Here is a 19440-nt window from a genome sequence, read left to right as displayed (position 1 = left end):
TAAAAATCAATGCCGTCGTGCGACACCTAAAATAATTTTTCAAACCAAATTTCTGCCAGCATTAAACGCCCTTGCCAATATTTTATCATCCTTTTGCAAATCCGGATTACCACTGGTTCCACAATAATGAATACTATCTTCGATCTTCCAGCCATACATGTCAAATGTCCGATTTATAGACCTGATCCCGTCTTCGCCTATTTTGGCATCTGCATTTCCCTGCACGAATACAGTCACAGCTTTTTTATCTGGATGCCTTGGAACAAACTTATCACCAAGCATCGGGAATGTACGGTCAAGCCATACTTTCACCTGCCCTGTTATTTGATAATAGTAAATTGGGGAACCTAATACTATAGCATCTGCTTCATTAATATCCTTATACATTGGCTGCAAATAATCATCAGTAGCACAACCATCATGGGTTCTGCAATAGAAACACCCCTGACAGCCTCTTATTCGCGTGTCATTTAAATTATATTCTACAATTTCAGCACCCTTGGACTTTGCCCCATTTACCACTTGTTCCAACAAATTTGCCGTATATCCATTTTTCCTTGGACTGCCTTCAAAAACAACTACTTTAGACATTATTATCACTCCTCTTTAATACGCCATTTTCAAATTGTTGCCAATCCGCATTGACTATTTTCATTATATTAAGTAACATATAAATCAACAAGTACGCAAAAAATATTTAGTTACTAATATACATATTAGTACCAGGAGGAATTTTATGGAAAACTGCCCAGTTGCTTATGCTTTAAATATGATAACCGGCAGATGGAAACTGCTTATTATATGGACGCTGCATCAAAACGGTGTAATACGCTTCAATGACTTGCAAAGAAAAACACCTGGAATATCAAGTCTTATGCTTTCTAAAAATCTCAAGGAACTTGAAAAAGATTGTCTGGTCATCCGCCATCAGTATGATGAAATTCCACCAAAAGTTGAATATGAATTATCTGAACTGAGCCAAAAATTAATAACAGCTCTAAAAGCTATCGGTGAGTGGGGAAACGAAGTCTATCAATACAAAAATAACACTATATAATATGTTTTTTTACGACTATTTCGCACACAGGATCTGAAAAATCTTATTTTCATAAGTATCAGCAACCAATATCACAAACTTATACTATATATAGTAAAACATGATAAAAAAATCACTCCCGGTTTAAATCATCCGAGAGTGATTTTGGTTTATGTCGTTAAATCATTGAGATTGGTATTTCCATTTATAAATATACAATGTACAACTTCCTTTATCCGCCCCCCAAGCGCGAGGAATCATACAGCGATTATAGGCTGCATCTTTGCGAAGTCAAGCCTGTTCATATGAGAGCCTCTTTTTTATCTATACTTATCTGTCCCAGTTACCATGCATCGGGCCATCATGCATCGGACCAAAATCCTGCCGGAAACTTGCCCTATTCACCCCAAGTGAATCAGCTACATCTTTCCATGTATTATTTACTTTTTTCATTGCCATTACATCATCGATTGATTTTGAAGAAACCTTAGACAGTTCAGCCGCTATCATAATATCACGTCCATTATAGCCCTGTTTAAACAGATTTGTTATCGCACTTTTATCTACACCTGTACGCTGCGAAATTCCGTCGGTAAATAAATCCTGATGAACTTGTCTGAGTTGGTCATCGGTAACATTGACCTTTCCCATGACATAATGCCATGTAGTATCTGCTGTCTTATAGCTAATAACCTTGTCAAGTGATTTACCGCTTGCCTTAGCTATGATTGCAGCGTGCATAACATCTCTGCCGCTGTATCCTTTTGTCCTGTAATTATCGAAATCTGCCTTGCTGATATTCAATTCTTTTTCCATTTCAGCAAACATCCCATTCTTATGATGACCGCCAATACCCTGGCCTTGATAACAATCATACGGGCTGCCATAGGCATCGTTTTGGCTTGCCGCAAAAGTCAATGCGGGAAAAGCTGCACCAAATGTCATAACTGCTCCTACAGCAAGTGCGCCCATTTTTTTCTTTGATAAATTAATCATTATTATCATCCTCCAAATATATTTTCTAATCCATCTGATTCATTTGATTTATCCTTATAATACAAATAAAATTTGACAAAAATAAGGCAAAAATAAAATTTATTTGTGACAATTATTTTATTTTAAATAATATTAGCGAAAACTATATAATGAATCAAATATCATTTTGCTTTATAATAAAGAATAATGAATTATAAATGAGATGATAAAATGTTTACCAGAAAGAATATATTAACAGCTCTCAATAAACAAAAAAATAATCATCATCACATCATTGGCGCTGTTGTAGGAACCGGTATAACAGCTAAATATGCTGCTATGGGCGGAGCAGACCTGCTTTTAGCGTTGAGCGCAGGCAAGTACCGATCCATGGGGCAGGGTTCCTATGCCAGTTATTACTGTTATGGCAACAGCAATGATCTCATCATGGAAATAGGCAGCCGGGAAATATTACCAATGCTGAAAACCGTTCCTGTATTATTCGGACTTTTTGCCAGTGATCCTTTCATCAATCTGACCGAATATATAAAGAAAATTAAACGTACCGGATTTTCCGGAATAGTCAACTATCCTACGTTATCACTTATAGACGGCAAGTTTCGTGAAGCTTTAGAAGAAGACGGTAATACCTTCAAACAAGAAATCGAAGCCATCAGCTTAGCCCATAAAATGGATATGTTCACCCTGGCCTTTGTTATCAATACACATCAGGCACAGCAAATGCTTTTAGCCGGTGCTGACATTATCTGTCTGCATCTGGGACTGACCAAGGGTGGTTTTCTTGGTGCCAAAAAATATATTTCCATCGATGAGGCGCGAAAAATATCCGGCACGATATTTAAAGTATGTACCGCATTAAACCCTGACGTAATAAAAATGATTTATGCCGGACCGGCAAACACACCTCTTGATATGGAATACATTTATCAAAGCACTGAATGTCAAGGTTATATAGGCGGTTCCACATTCGACCGTATCCCCACAGAAAAAGCCATACTAAAAACCATTCAATCCTTTAAATACTACAATGACTTCGAAAAAAAGAAACCAGCTGCTAAAATTCATAACAATTGGAATAATAAAGATTATGCCGATTTCATAAAATACTATATCAAAGAACACTATATCGAAGAAATACATCTTAGTTCATTAGCTTCTGCTATACATGTATCCAAAAACTATCTGAGTATTCGCTTCAAAAAAGAAGTTGGCTGCAGTTTTTCTCAGTACTTGGTGCGTTTCCGTGTTAATAAAGCCAAAGACTTACTGCGTCACGGCTGTGTATCCTGCAAAGAAGCCGCTGTCAATGTCGGTTATACTGATTATGTACAATTCTCTAAAATGTTTAAAAAATATACAGGATTCACTCCCAGTGCATTTGCCAAGGACACAGCTATTAATAAGTAGAAAATTATAAATATTAATAAAAGTACTTAAACACAATATAAAGAAACATAAATACATTTACTTCCCTCCTGCCAAAACATAATATATATATATAAGATATGCATATCGGAAAAATATTTTACAATAATCAAAAGGAGGGAATATCCTTGAAAACACTCGCAATAGCGGGCACTTTTGATACCAAGGGAATAGAATACGAATATGCGAAAAAAATTGCCGAGACTATCGGCTTAAAAACACTTACCATTCACACAGGCATATTTGCTCCGGCTTTTTCCCCTGATGTTTCCAACAAAGAAGTAGCTGCAGCAGCCGGTTATGATATACAGGCAATTGCAGCAAAAAAAGATCGCGCCCTTGCTACTGAAGCTATGTCCAATGGTATGAAAAAGATTGTGCCTTTATTATATGAACAAAAAAAATTTGACGGGATAATTTCTTTTGGCGGCTCCGGCGGCACATCTTTAGTTACTCCGGCAATGCGCCAGCTGCCTATTGGTGTGCCTAAAGTAATGGTGTCGACCATGGCTTCCGGTAATGTATCACAATATGTCGGCACCAGTGACATTGTAATGATACCCTCAATCGTTGATGTAGCCGGATTGAACAAAATATCCAAGACCATTTTCAAAAATGCTATTTTCGCCATAAGCGGTATGCTTACTGCCGGTGATAAATTACCGGCGGACCCACCCGATACTAAACCTTTGATTGCTGCCACAATGTTTGGTGTAACCACCCCCTGCATTGACCAGGCGAAAAATTATCTGGAAAAAGCCGGCTATGAAGTCTTAGTTTTCCATGCCACCGGAACAGGTGGAAAAACAATGGAATCTCTGATCAATCAAGGTTTTTTTAAAGGTGTGCTGGATTTGACAACTACTGAATGGTGTGACCAGGTAGCCGGAGGTGTTCTCGCAGCCGGAGAACACCGTTGTGAAGCTGCCATAAAAAACAAAATTCCCCAGGTAATATCCGTTGGGGCTCTGGATATGGTAAACTTCGGTCCAATAGACACTGTACCGCCGCAATATCGCAACCGCAGCTTATACAAACATAATCCCACTGTAACGTTAATGCGGACTACTGCTGAAGAAAACATAGCTATTGCTAAAAAGCTGGCCGAAAAACTGAATAGTGCTGCAACTAAAACTATTATCATGCTGCCTTTAAGAGGAGTGTCAGCTATTGATGCCACGGGCCAGCCCTTTTATGGTCCATCTGAAGATAAGGCTTTATTTACAACCTTAGAACGTGAAATAAGTAATCCCCATGTCAAATTTCTCAAAATGGATAATAATATCAATGATAAAGTTTTTGCTGAAACTGCTGCCCAAAACCTTATTGATCTGCTGAACGCTTAATATTTATCACGGGAGTGCCATTCAGTGATGACTCAAAAGACAAAATATAGTAATCAATAAAAAGTTTATATTTATTCGTAATATTTTTCATAATACCATTTGTAAAACTTTGACAAATCTCTATGCTGGAGAAATCGTCACCAGCCATGGCTGGGAATATTTTATCCCACTATATACATTACGCAACTATACATTAATTACACGGCAGCTCATTATAATAATTATCGCGTCTGACGGTTCCCGCAGGCCAGCAATATTCATTAAATAATAATCACTTTAAACAAACTGTAAAGAGGTAATTTATATGTTGAGAAAATCAAGAACAGAAATCTTAGCTGATTTTAAAAACCAGATACAAACCGGAAAAATCTTGGTTGGTGTCGGTGCCGGTACCGGCATCACTGCGAAATGCAGTGAAAAAGCTGATGTTGATATGCTTATTATTTATAATTCCGGACGTTTTCGCATGGCAGGACGTGGTTCCTTATCCGGACTTTTATCTTATGGCGATGCCAATCAGATAGTTCAGGAAATGGGCCGTGAAGTGCTGCCGATAGTTAAAAAGACACCTGTTTTAGCCGGAGTATGCGGTACTGATCCCTTCCGTGTAATGGATCTATTTTTACAAAAGCTCAAGGATCAAGGTTTTAACGGTGTCCAAAACTTCCCTACCGTTGGCCTCATCGATGGTAAATTCAGATCCAATCTGGAAGAAACCGGTATGGGATACGGTTTGGAAGTAGATATGGTAAGACAAGCTCACAAACTTGATATGCTGACCTGCCCATACGTATTTGATCCGGAACAGGCAAAAGCAATGGCACAAGCCGGTGCCGACATTCTGGTTGCCCACATGGGACTTACTACCAAAGGCAGCATTGGTGCCGAAACAGCAGTCACTCTCAATGATTGCTGTGAAAAAATCCGGTCAATCATTAAGGCTGGTCGCGCCGTTCGTTCCGACATAATGGTAATCTGCCACGGCGGCCCTATTGCCGACCCGGAAGACGCTGCTTATGTTATAAAACATGTTCCTGAAATCGATGGTTTCTTTGGTGCTTCTTCCATCGAACGCCTGGCCTCAGAAAGAAGCATGACCGCTCAGGCCTCTGCTTTTAAAGCTATAACCAAATAATAATATTAGTTAAATCAAGGGGCTGCCCGCGCGAACGGCATTGACCTCATAAAAATGCAACCTACAACCGTATGGCTTAATTTCCTACTGAGAAATATTCTAAGGAAATATTGCAACTGCATATTTATGAATGAAAATGTTAACGTACGACAGCCCCATTTCTATTCAGCAATGGGGCTCTATTTTATTAACAGTCTTTCTCCATCATCGGTATCTCCCGACGCGGCAGAGAAAAAAAGAAAGATGCTCCTTTTCCCGGTGCACCGGTAAGCCATGCTTTGCCGCCCTGCCGCTGCAATATTCTCTGACAAATAGCGAGTCCTACACCGCTGCCCTCAAATTCCCGCTCGGAATGAAGCCGTTCAAACACATGAAACAATCTATTAACATACCGCATATCAAATCCAATTCCGTTATCCTTAATAGAAAAAACAAAATAATTTTCAGTCAAACGACAGTTAATTTTAATAACAGCACAATCTTTTTTTCTTGTATATTTTAAAGCATTGGACAAAATATTTTGACATAAAAGTTTAAAAAGAACCGGATCTGCATATATATACGGTAAATTTTCTACCTGGAAACAGATTTTTCTGGAGGGTTCTAAAGCACGCAGGTTCTTATACATATCAGTAAAATACTGCCTGGTATCGATTTTACTGATATGTATTTTTTTGCTGCCCGCATGAGAAAGTTCCAGTAAATGATCAATAATCTCTGTTACATCAGTGGTTTTTTCTTGTATTTTTGCAGCAAGTTCTTTCCCATCAACCGTAAAAATTTCATCATAATCCTGTAACAAGAAATCTATCAACCTCCGGATGGAAAGCAATGGTGATTTTAGATCATGAGCCACAGAATAACAAAAACTGTCAAGATTTTTATATGCGTTTTCCAATTCTTCAGTTCGCTGCGTCAACTTCAGGTGTGTGTTGACGCGCGCAATTAACTCTGCCGGTTTAAAAGGCTTCGTAACATAATCCTGTGCACCAAGTGCAAACGCTTTTCTTATACTTTCCTCCTCATCACTAGCCGTCAGAAAAATAATGGGAATTTTTTTATATTGGACATTATTCTTTAACAATCGGCAAAAATCAAAACCATTCATTTCCGGCATGTTAACATCAAGCAATATAATATGCGGTATTTGAAATTGGATTAATTTCAAAGCTGAATTTGCATTCTTAGCAATGCGAATCGTAAAATCAGATCGTTTTAAAATACAGCTGACAAGTTCAATACTTTCCGGTGAATCATCAATAATCAGAATTTGTTTTTCATATGGCACGGGCATAAGAACACCTGTTTCTTTACTTTTAGTTATTATTCTAACATACACATTATTTTACGCAAGAGTACTAAAAAATAATACATTTGTTATTTTTTAGTGATTGGATTATAATATGAGAATAGATTTTTGGCAATGGAGCCTGACCACTTACCGGTCGGGCTTTTTTTATGCATAACTTTGTAATGGGGATATCAACATGGGAAAAAACTTTGTTATGACGCAATCACGTCTCAGTCTTTTTATGGCAATTAGTTTTTTCATGATTACTGCTCTGCTTGCCATCAGCAGCATATATATGAATATAAATATCAAAGCTGAAAAAACAGCTGAAGAACACCGTATAATGTTTCAACAGCTGGGAGAATCACTGGCAGAGGCATCTGATTATCTGACCGCCGAAGGACGAAAATATGCAGTTACCGGTGATCGTTCCCATATGGATAATTATTGGCGGGAAATCCAAGAAACCAGAACCCGTGATTATGTTATCGAAAAAATGCAAGAAGCTCATGCACCGGCAAATGAATTATTATTACTTGAAGAAGCAAAAAAATATTCTGACGAACTAGTCGAAACAGAGCGCCGTTCCATGCGTTTAGTATTAGAATCAGAACATGTACCTGAAGAACTAATGCCTGCACCGGTATCTATAAAAAAGCTCAGCAACAGTGACGCCGTTTTGTCAGACAGTGCAAAAAAAACCAAAGCAGTTGAAATCATGTTTGATAATAACTATGACTTGAGCAAAGAACATATCATGAATCCCATTGCTGCTTTTCAACAGTCAATGAACGATCGCTTGGAAAATGAGTTGTTACACGCCCGACAAAATCTTTATCACGCTTTTGTTCTGCAGGTCATACTGGCCTGTTTGATAATTGCTGAAATCTTAGGGTTGATGCGCATATTTATGTTATATATAACACATCCCATACGCAATTATACCAAAAACCTGGAAGGTTTTTCCCTGCAGCAACACTTTAAATTGAAGGCAGAAGGTACAAAAGAACTTTGTATTTTAGCAGATACTTTCAACACTTTATATACATCTTTTCAAAGTGAACTAAAAAGACGGCGGGAAACAGAAAAACGTATGCTGCTTGCCAAAGAAGAAGCAGAAAAAGCCAACGCCGCCAAAGGTGAATTTCTTGCTAATATGAGCCATGAAATACGGACACCATTAAACACAATTATTGGTTATCACTATATGCTCAAACAGCAGCACCCTTCAGCAAAAATATTGGATTATACCAATAATATTGGATTAGCCGCTAAAAATTTATTATCGATTGTCAATGAAATCCTGGATTTTTCTAAAATCGAATCAGGAAAAATAGAATTAGAAATGGCCCCGTTTAGTCTAAGACAGGCAATAAAGGAACTCTATACAATGATTGAAGTTGAAACAAGGAAAAAGGGATTAAAATTCTTTTTGGAAATTGATAAAGCTGTCCCTGATGTAATTTGCGGTGATTCCTTCCGCTTAAAAAGAGTTGCTTTGAATTTGCTATCCAATGCTGTAAAATTTACCGAGCAGGGTTTCATCTGTTTTAAGGTTTCTTCATGTATATTGGATAATCATGAATGGATATACATGTCTTTTACCGACAGCGGCATAGGTATAGCCAAAGAGGCTCAAAAGCATTTGTTTGAAGCCTTTACACAGGCTGATATTTCCACGTCGCGTTGCTTTGGCGGTACAGGTCTGGGACTCGCTATAAGCCGGCAAATTGCCCTGTTAATGAAAGGTCATATAGTATTAAACAGTGAACCAGGACATGGAACAACCTTTATCTTTTCTTTTCCCGCAAAACGTACAAACGATACTATCCCACAAAAAGACAATGTCTCTCCCAGCATGAATTTTCACGGTATCCGGCTTTTATTGGTTGAAGATAACACAGTCAATCTGCACATGACTGAAGAAATCCTCTCCGGATTCGGGTTTACTGTCACTGCTGCCAGCAGTGGTAAAACCGCACTTAATCTGGCCAAAAAAAACAAATATGATATTATTTTGATGGATATCCGCATGCCCATAATGGATGGCTATGAGACAACAGCCCATATGCGGAAAAACTCACAAAACACCACTACTCCAATCGTTGCTTTATCTGCTGATGTACTTGGCAACGTCCAGGAAAAAGTTCTTGCCGCCGGGATGGCAGCATATTTGGAAAAACCATTACAGCTGGATAAACTGGGAAAAATTTTATCCGGTGTATTGAAAATACCCATAAATTCTGAACCGTCATCTGATCTGCCATCCCATTCTTTTTTTGCACCACAAGATGTCATAAAAAAATTGAATGGCAAAACAGCCTCCTATCAAAAAATCCTGCAGCTTTTTTATGTAAACCATCGAAATGATGCCTGTACTATTGAACAATATGTTCTAAAACAAGAATATCGCAAAGCATCTGATTGTTTACATGAATTAAGAGGAGCTGCGGGCAACATCGGCGCAAATGGACTATATTCTGCAGCAATGACATTATCCAATGCCCTGAAAAAAGGCAATAAAGAAAGCATAAAAAATTTCTTGCCTATATTTCAACAAACAATACAATGCATTAAACAATACTTGACGATTTCTTCTAATGCAGCAGATGCAGCAGAAAAATTACCGATTTTCTCATCAACCACAACTGACGCAGAACTACACGAATTACTCACACTTTTACAAAACGGTGATTTTTCAGCTAAAGAGGCATGCCACAAACTGCAAGAATGCTTGTGCACACTATTTGGCAAGGTTTTCTACAATCGTTTATGGCATGAAGTAAATATATATGATTTTCCCGCAGCAGCTGTATTATTATCTGCTGCGGTACAAAAAACAGGCAAGGAGTAAATTATGTATAAGGTATTGTTAATTGATGACGACAGTGCCGAACGATATATTTTAAAACGTTTCGACTGGAATTCATCCGGATTCTGCATAGCAGGCGAAGCTGCCGATGGAAAAGAAGCACTACAATTTTTAGCCCGACAGGAAGTAGACCTAATTATAACTGACATCCGAATGCCTGGCATGGACGGTCTGGCATTTCTCCAAGAACTGCGCCGGAAAAGAATCAACAACTGTATAATTTTGTTAAGTACTTACAGTAATTTTGAATATGCACAGCAAGGGATACGTCTGGGAGTTTTCGATTATATGACCAAACCACCGGATGATAAAGACCTTCGTTCATTATTACAGCGTGTCCGCAGTTACTTAAACAGTAAAACATATTTGCAAAAAAAATTAGCTGAAAAATACGAATTAAATAATGACAGCATTGTTGTAAAAATCTGTCGCTTTATCCTTGATCATATTGAAGATAATATCACTTTAGACAGTTTTGCCCAAGAATTTGCCATAAGCCGCGATTATGCCGGAAAATATTTTAAACAAAAACTAGGCGAAAATTTCAATGAATATTTAACAAAAATGAAAATGGAGCATGCCAAGTATTTGCTGCGCAGCGGCAAATACAAAAATTATGAAATAAGTAATCGGCTTGGTTATGCCAGTCCGGATTACTTTCGCCGTTTATTTAAAATTTACACCAAAATGACTCCTGGTGAATATAAAAAAAATATTAATAGCTAATATAAATATCTAAAAACCGAAACTTGTCTTTTTTTTACTGGAAAATGACTTTTTTATATGGTTTTTTCCCTCAGCAAAAATTGCTAAACTAATATTGTAATTAAAAACAATATAACAAACAGCAAAGGCGCTGTGATATGTACAATCTATGTACATACCGCAGTGCCTTTTCATTTTGCTGTTGCGTGGAAGGAATGAAATCATATGAACATGGGACTTTTTGCCAAAATGAGAAAAAGTGCCTCCCTAGCAATGACCGCTCTTTTTATTTCATCAGTTTTTCTTAGTGGCTGCGGCAATTCACAGACATCACAAAGCTCCGGCAGTTCTACTGATTCCAAAAGTACGATTAAAGTTGGTGTTCTTCACTCGTTGAGTGGCACAATGGCAATCAGTGAAGTTTCTGTAAAAGATGCCGAAATGATGGCAATTGATGAAATCAATGCCAAAGGCGGCGTACTTGGTAAAAAACTTGAAGTAGTAACAGAAGATGGTGCATCAGATCCGGCTGTTTTCGCCGAAAAGGCGAAAAAACTTTTACAGCAGGATAAAGTGGCAACCGTTTTCGGCTGCTGGACATCAGCCAGCCGAAAAGCCGTATTACCCGTATTTGAAAGCAATAACGGACTTTTATGGTATCCTGTCCAATATGAAGGGATGGAATCATCCCCTAATATTTTTTACACGGGTGCCGCTCCTAATCAGCAGATCGTCCCTGCTGTTGATTGGCTGCTAAAAAACAAGGGCAAGAAATTCTTCTTAATCGGTTCTGATTATGTGTTTCCGCGTACTGCTAATAAAATAATCAAAGCTGAATTAAATGCCGAAGGCGGACAAGTCGTAGGCGAAGAATATACCCCAATGGGCCACACAGATTATAGTACAATAATCAACAAAATCAAGGAAGAGAAACCAGACGTGGTCTTCAATACGCTCAATGGCGACAGCAACGTAGCTTTCTTTAAACAGCTTAAGGATGCCGGAATAACTTCAAAAGATCTCATTACTTGTTCCGTCAGCATTGCCGAAGAAGAAGTACGCGGTATCGGCGCGGAAAACATGACTGGACAGCTCGTTTCCTGGAATTACTACCAGACGACAAATACTCCGGAAAATAAAACTTTCGTTGCTAACTATAAGGCTCGTTATGGACAAGATCGTGTAACGGATGATCCTATAGAAGCTGCCTATGATGCTGTGTATCTATGGGCCGCTGCCGTAGAAAAAGCTGGTTCGACCGATGTCGATAAAGTAAAAGAAGCGGCAAAAGGTCTGGAATTTAAAGCACCTGAAGGAACTGTAAAAATTGAAGGCGAAAATCAGCATCTCTGGAAAACAGTCCGCATCGGCGAAGTTCAGGCAGATGGTTCAATCAAAGAAATCTGGAGCACACCGGATCCTGTTCGTCCTGATCCATATCTGAAAACATACGACTGGGCAAAAGGATTGTCCAATTAACTAAATAAAAAAATAAAGCGGTATGCAAAAAATATGCCGCTTTATTTTTATTAATAAACGGAGGCAGCAGTAAAAACAATGGATACTTATCTTCTTCAAATTTTTAACGGCATAAGCGTAAGTTCAATTTTCATGCTGGCCGCGCTGGGACTGGCAATCACCTTTGGTCTTATGAAAATAATAAATATGGCCCATGGTGAATTCATAATGATTGGGGCATATGCTGCCTACGTCATCCAAAATATATTCAGCCAATATCTGCCTGCTTCTATTTTCGATTTTTATTTTTTTATTGCTATTCCTGCTTCTTTTCTGGCAGCCGGCATATTCGGCTGGGTATTGGAAAGGCTCGTCATTTGCCATTTATATGGCCGAGCTCTTGATAGTATACTAGCCACTTGGGGTGTAAGTCTTATATTGCAGCAATTGGCCCGCAGCATATTTGGTGCCCCCAATGTCGATGTTAAAAGTCCCGACTGGTTAAATGGCGCTCTTTTGATTCATCCTGGCCTGCAGCTTCCCTATAAACGTCTTTTCATCATGCTTATGGTAATTATCTGCATGACAGCTATTTATTATCTGATGTATCGCAGCAATTATGGCCGAAAAATCCGAGCCGTCATGCAAAACCGGGCTATGGCAGCCAGTCTTGGTATAAACACCCGCAAAATAGATGCTTATACTTTTGCCTTTGGTTCCGGCCTGGCCGGAATTGCTGGCTGTGCCCTGACCCTGCTAGGTTCGATAGGACCAACACTGGGCACCAATTATATAGTCGATACCTTTATGGTTGTAGTCCTTGGTGGTGTAGGCAGCTTATGGGGAACTATTGCCGGTGGTTTTCTTATTGGCACCGGCAATACCACCCTGGAATTTTTGACAGACGCGACCTTGGGAAAAGTCCTGATATTTACTTTAGTTATCATATTTTTACAATGGCGGCCTAAAGGACTATTCACTATCAACAGCCGCTCATTAGACGAATAAGAAGGGCGGTACCTATGACTACAAAAACTTTTTTTAAAACACCAGCAAATCGAATCTTTTTCGTTATTATATTATTGCTTTTACTGGCACCATTATTTCTATCCGTATTTAGAATAAACCTGCTTGGTAAATTTATTGCATATGCAATTTTGGCACTTGGTATCGATCTTATCTGGGGATATACCGGCATTTTGAGCCTTGGACATGGTGTATTTTTTGGATTAGGCGCTTATGCCATGGGAATGTACTTAAAAATGGAAGCCGCCCATGGCAGGCTGCCCGATTTTATGTCATGGAGCGGCTTAGAAAAACTTCCGGCACTTTGGGCTCCCTTCTCCAGTCCTCTGTCTCTTGCTTTAATCATTATCATACCAGCTATTTTGGCTGCCATTATCGGTTTTCTTACCTTTAAAAACCGTATTCGTGGTGTTTATTTTTCTATATTATCGCAAGCTTTATCACTGATTTTCGTGATACTTTTTATTGGACAACAGGCCTATACAGGAGGGACCAACGGTCTTACCGGTTTCCGTACAATGTTTGGTTTGCCGCTGGCAGCAGACAATACTAAGTATTTATTATACTATGCTGCTATATTTTTCTTAGTTATAGTTTATCTATACTGTCGATTCCTTGTCAGCCATCGTCTTGGCAAAATCCTGATGGCGATTCGTGACGGCGAAAACAGAGTAAGGTTTTCTGGTTACAATCCCGCCGCATATAAGATTTTTGTATATGTATCTTCCGCTGTCATCGCCGGAATCGCCGGAGCAATCTTTGTACCCCAGGTTGGTATTATATCACCGGCCGAAATGGGAATCGTCCCCTCAATAGAAATGGTAATATGGGTGGCTATCGGAGGCAGAGGTACATTAATCGGAGCCGTCATTGGAGCAATTCTCGTAAATGGCCTAAAAAGCGGCATCAGCGAATCATTCCCCGAAGTGTGGTCATATTTTTTAGGTCTGGCCTTTATCATAGTCGTCATTTTCATGCCAGAAGGGCTTATTGGTCTCGTTAAAAAATACTCAACCCGTATAGCATGGCGTGTCAAAAAGGAAAAAACTGCAGAAAAATCTCCGTCGATAAATTGAGGTGTGCTATGAATACAATTCTCGAAATTAAGGATCTAACAGTATCATTTGATGGATTTCGTGCATTAAACGGTGTTACTACCAAAATAGAAAAAGGTGAAATCCGCTTTTTTATCGGATCTAATGGCGCCGGCAAAACAACCTTACTGGATGCTATATGCGGACGAATACATCCTCAGCAAGGAACCATAGTTTTCAACGGTGACAAAAACATCATGCGTTATCCTGAACATAAATTAGTTAATATAGGTATTGGTCGCAAATTTCAAGTACCTTCGGTTTTCACGAGCTTATCCGTCCATGAAAACATGGAGGTATCCGCGGTCAAGAAACGTGGTATTTGCTCCTCACTGCTGCAGAAGCTAACAAGACAACAGGAACAAAAAATCGACGAAATACTGACCTTGGTAGATTTAAAAAACTATCGTAATAAAATGGCATCTGAACTTTCACATGGACAAAAGCAATGGCTGGAAATAGCTATGCTTTTAGTCCAAGATTTAAAGCTCATCATGCTTGACGAACCAGTTGCCGGAATGGGCCGCAAAGAAACCACCAAAACAGGTGAACTGTTAAAGAAAATAGCCCAGCACTGTACTGTTATCATCGTTGAACATGATATGGAATTTGTCCGGGAATATGCCACTAAAGTGACAGTGATGCATGAAGGACGTATATTGGATGAAGGCAGTATAGACCAAATACAAAACAATCCCAAAGTAATTGATGTCTATCTGGGCAGAGGGGGTGAAAACTGTGCTTGAGGTAAAAAATTTACAGGCCTTTTATGGTGAAAGTATCATACTAAAGAATATCAACCTTGATGTACAAGAAGGACGCATAGTGTGTTTACTGGGAAGGAACGGTGTCGGCAAGAGCACTTTTCTAAAAAGCATCATGGGACTGGTGAATACTCCCTGCGGCAGTATCCGTCTGCAGGGCAGCGAAATTATCGATCAGCCGACTTACGCCCGTGCCCGTGCCGGTATCGGTTATGTGCCCCAGGGACGGGATATTTTCCCCCATATATCGGTAAAGGAAAATCTACAGCTTGGCCTGGAAGTAAATAACGGCAAAGGCAATATTTCCCCCGAAGTTTACGAATTATTTCCCATATTAAAAGAAATGCTCGCGCGCAAAGGGGGCAATTTAAGCGGTGGTCAGCAGCAACAGCTTGCCATTGCCAGAGCACTGGTTGCCCATCCCAAACTATTAATGTTTGACGAACCGACTGAAGGGATACAGCCATCGATTATCAAAGATATTGGCAAAGTCATTCTCCATCTAAAAAAAGAAGGCTACACGATTTTAATCGTAGAACAATATTTGGAATTTATACTTGACATTGCTGACTATTACTATGTCATGGACAAAGGTACCATAGTTGCCCAAGGTTTTGTTTGTGACATGGATAAAGAGACAATTCAACATAAAATTTCCATTTAAACAAGGAGGCGAACATTATGCATTTAGTACCTAAAGATATGGAAAAATTATTGCTGCATTATGCCGGTACTGTAGCTAAAGAACGTAAAGAACGCGGCATTAAACTTAATTATGTGGAATCTATAGCTTATATCAGCAGACAGCTGCTGGAATTAGCCCGGGAGGGCAGAACAGTAACACAGCTGATGCAGTCCGGGCGTAAAATATTGACTTCCAATGATGTCATGGAGGAAGTCCCTTCAATGATACATGAGGTCCAGATTGAAGCTACCTTCCCCGACGGAACAAAACTGGTAACTGTCCATAATCCAATTCAATAAAAAGGAGGTGTAAAGATGTTGATCCCTGGAGAAATCATAACTGCTGACCGTGATATAGAACTAAACAGCGGACGTCCCACTATGACAATACTTGTCGGTAACACCGGTGACAGACCGGTGCAGGTAGGTTCGCATTTTCATTTTTTCGAAGTGAACCGCTGCCTATCTTTTGACAGAAATGCAGCTTTTGGTATGAGGCTTGATATTCCTTCCGGTACATCAGTACGTTTTGAACCCGGTGAAAACAAGACTGTACATTTAACCGCTGTTGGCGGTAATAAAAGAGTATTCGGTTTCAATGCCCTGACCTGCTCCCATATAAACGACGACACCCGGCGTCTGGCCTTGGGACGAGCAGAAAGAGCCGGTTTTATACAGAAAGGAGTAAATTATGAGCCGAAAAATGAAAGCCGCTGAATATGCAATGATGTTTGGTCCAACAACAGGTGATAAAGTCCGCCTAGCCGATACGGAACTTTTTCTTGAAGTCGAAAAAGATTATACCTGCTACGGTGATGAAGTAAAGTTCGGCGGCGGGAAAACACTGCGCGATGGTATGGGACAATCAGTAAACACCCTCAGCAATGACGGTGACCTTGACCTTGTCCTGACAAACGCTTTAATCATTGATGCATACAATATATGTAAAGCCGATATAGGTATAAAAAACGGTAAAATTGCCGGTATCGGCAAAGCCGGCAATCCTGACATAATGGACAATGTAACTCCCGGAATGACTATTGGAGCTTCAACTGAAGCTATTGCCGCCGAAGGTATGATTGTCACTGCCGGTGGTATTGATTCACATATCCATTTCATCAGTCCGCAACAAATAGATACGGCACTTTACAGCGGTATAACCACGATGATCGGCGGCGGCACCGGACCCGCCGACGGAACAAATGCCACCACATGCACACCCGGGCCATGGAATCTGGCCCAGATGCTGCGGGCTGCTGATGAATATCCGATGAATCTGGGATTTTTGGCTAAAGGGAATTGTTCCAATATACAGCCTTTGGAAGAGCAAATATTAGCCGGCGCCGCGGGCTTAAAAATTCACGAAGACTGGGGAGCGACACCGGCCGTAATTGATGCCTGCCTGCAAGTCTCCGACAAATATGACGTTCAAACAGCCATCCATACCGACACCCTTAATGAAGCCGGTTGTGTAGAAGATACATTGAAAGCCATAGCCGGCAGGACTATCCATACTTATCATACAGAAGGAGCCGGCGGCGGACATGCTCCCGATATTATAAAGGCTGCCGGATTCCGCAATATTCTGCCCTCTTCCACCAATCCGACAATGCCTTTTACTGTCAATACCATTGATGAACATCTTGACATGCTGATGGTGTGCCATCATCTCGACAGCCGCATACCCGAGGATGTCGCTTTCGCCGATTCACGGATACGTCCGGAAACAATTGCCGCAGAAGATGTCTTACATGACATGGGAGTTTTCAGCATGATGAGTTCCGACTCACAAGCCATGGGCCGTGTCGGTGAAGTAATCACCCGTACATGGCAGACAGCTGACAAGATGAAAAAAGAACGCGGTCGTTTACCGGAAGAAAAGGGAGAAAATGACAATTTTCGCATCCGTCGTTATATTGCAAAATACACAATCAACCCCGCCATAATGCAAGGAATTTCTGAATATGTCGGCTCTGTCACTAAAGGTAAATTTGCTGACCTTGTCATCTGGCACCCTGCTTTTTTTGGCGTGCGCCCTGAAATAATTATAAAAGGCGGTATGATTGCCGCAGCTAAGATGGGAGATCCCAATGCATCCATACCTACACCACAGCCGGTTTTTTATCGTCACATGTTTGGTGCAGATGGTAAAGCAAAATACCCCAGCTGCATAACCTTTGTATCCAAAGCAGCCTGGAAAAGTGATATCCGGAAAAATTTAAAACTGGAAAAAACAGTGCTCCCGGTTCATGGCTGCCGCACAATCAGCAAAAAAGATATGGTGCTCAATAATGCCACACCGCATATTGATGTAGATCCTGAAACATATGCCGTACACGTTGATGGCATCCGCTTGGTCAGCAAACCAGCCCCAAAGCTGCCATTAGCACAATTGTATAATCTATTTTAATAGGGAGGTACCATCATGCTGATTGACCATATACTCGGAAACATGAACGATGAAAAATTCAAAAATTATCCTATGGACATAGTGAATATCGAATGGTATGACAGCAAAAAGAAAATCCATCGTCTGACAAGCCATAAGGGACGTGATATTGCTGTACGCTTATCAGACAAAGAACAGCAGCGTGGTTTATGGTATGGTGATGTGCTGGCGATTGCCGATGACAGTGATGCTATTATTGTTGAGATTATTCCCAGTAAATGCCTGACAGTATCATGCCACAACAAACTGGAAATTATTACATTATGCTATGAAACCGGCAATCGTCATGCACCTTTCTATTATCTGCCCGATAATGAAGAATTCATTATCCCTTACGATCACCCTTTTGCGGAATTGCTGAAAAAACTGCATATTTCTTTTGTTATAGAAAATCGACGTCTTGACAATCACTGGCGCATTGGCGGCTCAGCCGTACACAATCACCACCACACAGCGGAGACTACAAATGAATAACATTGAGCAAAAATTTTTATTATTGCAGATAAATGATGCTCTTTTCCCAATAGGAACCTATATTCACTCTTACGGTCTGGAAACTTATGTACAGCATGAATTGGTAACTGATGCTTCAAGTATGCAGGAATGGCTTACACAATATATGACATCAGCTTTTTTATACAGCGAATTATTGGCTGTCAAGCTTGCCTATGAACAAACTAATAGCCACGATTTAGCTACTGTTGATTATCTGGAAAAAATTTTTTTGACCGCAAAGGCTCCTTTAGAGCTTCGTCAGGCCGCCATTAAATTAGGTTCGAGGTTTATAAAAACAGTCCAATCCCTGCCATTACCTTCAATTGATGATAATTTTTACCACTATATATCGCAGTCCCGGCTTCACGCCCACCCGATAGCTTACGGTGTTTTCTGCTCGGCGGCAGACATTGCACTGCCGGATTCCTGCCTGCATTACATTTACGCACAGGCAGCCAGTCTCATAAACACATGTGTGAAAAGCATCCCATTAAGTCAAACTTCCGGCCAGCAAATATTGCGCAGCTGCAGTGTGCAATGGCCGCAACTGTTAGATAAGCTTCATTCTCTTTCAATAGACGATTTCTGTTTGTCAACACCGGGATTCGATATTCGGGCAATGCAGCACGAAACATTATACTCTCGCCTATATATGTCATAAAAA

Annotated in this window: 19 protein-coding genes; 16 read left to right on the top strand and 3 right to left on the bottom strand. The window is 40.0% G+C overall.

The features are described from left to right. Positions 1-39: 39 nt before the first annotated feature. A complete protein-coding gene (locus tag I6751_RS04965; RefSeq protein WP_196592304.1) occupies positions 40-591 on the bottom strand; it encodes a flavodoxin family protein in 552 nt (183 codons plus the stop codon). A gap of 145 nt (positions 592-736) precedes the next feature. On the opposite strand from I6751_RS04965, the gene I6751_RS04960 reads away from it, so the two are divergent. Then, positions 737-1057, top strand: coding sequence for a winged helix-turn-helix transcriptional regulator (locus I6751_RS04960; protein ID WP_196592303.1), 321 nt, complete (start codon positions 737-739; stop codon positions 1055-1057). A 309-nt stretch (positions 1058-1366) separates the two neighbouring features. Here I6751_RS04960 and I6751_RS04955 read toward each other — a convergent pair whose 3' ends face one another. Then, a complete protein-coding gene (locus tag I6751_RS04955; protein WP_196592302.1) occupies positions 1367-2032 on the bottom strand; it encodes a hypothetical protein in 666 nt (221 codons plus the stop codon). Between the two features lie 210 nt (positions 2033-2242). On the opposite strand from I6751_RS04955, the gene I6751_RS04950 reads away from it, so the two are divergent. From I6751_RS04950 to I6751_RS04940, 3 genes are all read left to right on the top strand, one after another. Continuing rightward, a complete protein-coding gene (locus I6751_RS04950) occupies positions 2243-3439 on the top strand; it encodes a phosphoenolpyruvate hydrolase family protein (RefSeq protein WP_196592301.1) in 1197 nt (398 codons plus the stop codon). A 146-nt stretch (positions 3440-3585) separates the two neighbouring features. Continuing rightward, positions 3586-4803 carry a Tm-1-like ATP-binding domain-containing protein gene (locus tag I6751_RS04945; protein ID WP_196592300.1) on the top strand — a complete coding sequence of 406 codons (1218 nt, stop codon included), beginning with the start codon at positions 3586-3588 and terminating at the stop codon, positions 4801-4803. Positions 4804-5107: 304 nt separating this feature from the next. Beyond that, positions 5108-5938, top strand: coding sequence for a phosphoenolpyruvate hydrolase family protein (locus I6751_RS04940; RefSeq protein WP_196592299.1), 831 nt, complete (start codon positions 5108-5110; stop codon positions 5936-5938). Between the two features lie 187 nt (positions 5939-6125). On the opposite strand, the gene I6751_RS04935 is transcribed toward I6751_RS04940, so the two are convergent. Next, entirely contained in the window at positions 6126-7232 is a 1107-nt protein-coding gene (locus I6751_RS04935) for a response regulator (RefSeq protein ID WP_196598997.1), read from the bottom strand. Between the two features lie 193 nt (positions 7233-7425). Here I6751_RS04935 and I6751_RS04930 point away from each other — a divergent pair, with 193 nt between their 5' ends. The 12 genes from I6751_RS04930 to I6751_RS04880 all read left to right on the top strand — a co-directional run bounded on the left by I6751_RS04930 (position 7426) and on the right by I6751_RS04880 (position 19437). Beyond that, positions 7426-10083: a hybrid sensor histidine kinase/response regulator gene (locus I6751_RS04930; protein WP_196592297.1), complete on the top strand. Its 2658-nt coding sequence runs from the start codon at positions 7426-7428 to the stop codon at positions 10081-10083. 3 nt (positions 10084-10086) lie between these two features. After that, positions 10087-10827 (top strand): response regulator transcription factor, encoded by a 741-nt coding sequence (locus tag I6751_RS04925; RefSeq protein WP_196592296.1) that lies wholly within the window; start codon positions 10087-10089, stop codon positions 10825-10827. A gap of 204 nt (positions 10828-11031) precedes the next feature. Further along, entirely contained in the window at positions 11032-12285 is a 1254-nt protein-coding gene (gene urtA, locus I6751_RS04920; protein ID WP_231038002.1) for an urea ABC transporter substrate-binding protein, read from the top strand. Positions 12286-12363: 78 nt separating this feature from the next. Then, positions 12364-13272, top strand: a complete 909-nt coding sequence (gene urtB / locus I6751_RS04915) for an urea ABC transporter permease subunit UrtB (protein ID WP_231038001.1) — start codon at positions 12364-12366, stop codon at positions 13270-13272. 14 nt (positions 13273-13286) lie between these two features. Continuing rightward, positions 13287-14366: an urea ABC transporter permease subunit UrtC gene (urtC, locus tag I6751_RS04910; protein ID WP_196592295.1), complete on the top strand. Its 1080-nt coding sequence runs from the start codon at positions 13287-13289 to the stop codon at positions 14364-14366. Positions 14367-14374: 8 nt separating this feature from the next. Further along, positions 14375-15130 (top strand): urea ABC transporter ATP-binding protein UrtD, encoded by a 756-nt coding sequence (gene urtD, locus I6751_RS04905; protein WP_231038000.1) that lies wholly within the window; start codon positions 14375-14377, stop codon positions 15128-15130. Beyond that, positions 15123-15812, top strand: coding sequence for an urea ABC transporter ATP-binding subunit UrtE (urtE, locus tag I6751_RS04900; protein WP_196592293.1), 690 nt, complete (start codon positions 15123-15125; stop codon positions 15810-15812). Before urtD ends, urtE begins: the two co-directional genes overlap by 8 nt. A 17-nt stretch (positions 15813-15829) precedes the next feature. Further along, positions 15830-16132 (top strand): urease subunit gamma, encoded by a 303-nt coding sequence (gene ureA / locus I6751_RS13885; protein ID WP_196600327.1) that lies wholly within the window; start codon positions 15830-15832, stop codon positions 16130-16132. A 15-nt stretch (positions 16133-16147) separates the two neighbouring features. Beyond that, complete coding sequence (gene ureB / locus I6751_RS13880; protein WP_196600328.1) at positions 16148-16549, top strand: urease subunit beta; 402 nt, start codon at positions 16148-16150, stop codon at positions 16547-16549. Continuing rightward, a complete protein-coding gene (gene ureB, locus I6751_RS04890; RefSeq protein WP_196592292.1) occupies positions 16524-18242 on the top strand; it encodes an urease subunit beta in 1719 nt (572 codons plus the stop codon). The genes ureB (I6751_RS13880) and ureB (I6751_RS04890) overlap by 26 nt, the downstream gene beginning before the upstream one ends. Before the next feature lie 15 nt (positions 18243-18257). Next, entirely contained in the window at positions 18258-18755 is a 498-nt protein-coding gene (locus I6751_RS04885) for an urease accessory protein UreE (protein ID WP_196592291.1), read from the top strand. Continuing rightward, positions 18748-19437, top strand: a complete 690-nt coding sequence (locus tag I6751_RS04880) for an urease accessory protein UreF (RefSeq protein WP_196592290.1) — start codon at positions 18748-18750, stop codon at positions 19435-19437. Before I6751_RS04885 ends, I6751_RS04880 begins: the two co-directional genes overlap by 8 nt. Positions 19438-19440: the final 3 nt, after the last annotated feature.

This window comes from Pectinatus frisingensis, assembly GCF_015732285.1.
GTDB lineage: Bacteria > Bacillota > Negativicutes > Selenomonadales > Selenomonadaceae > Pectinatus > Pectinatus frisingensis.
This window is presented reverse-complemented; position numbering and strand designations above follow the sequence as displayed.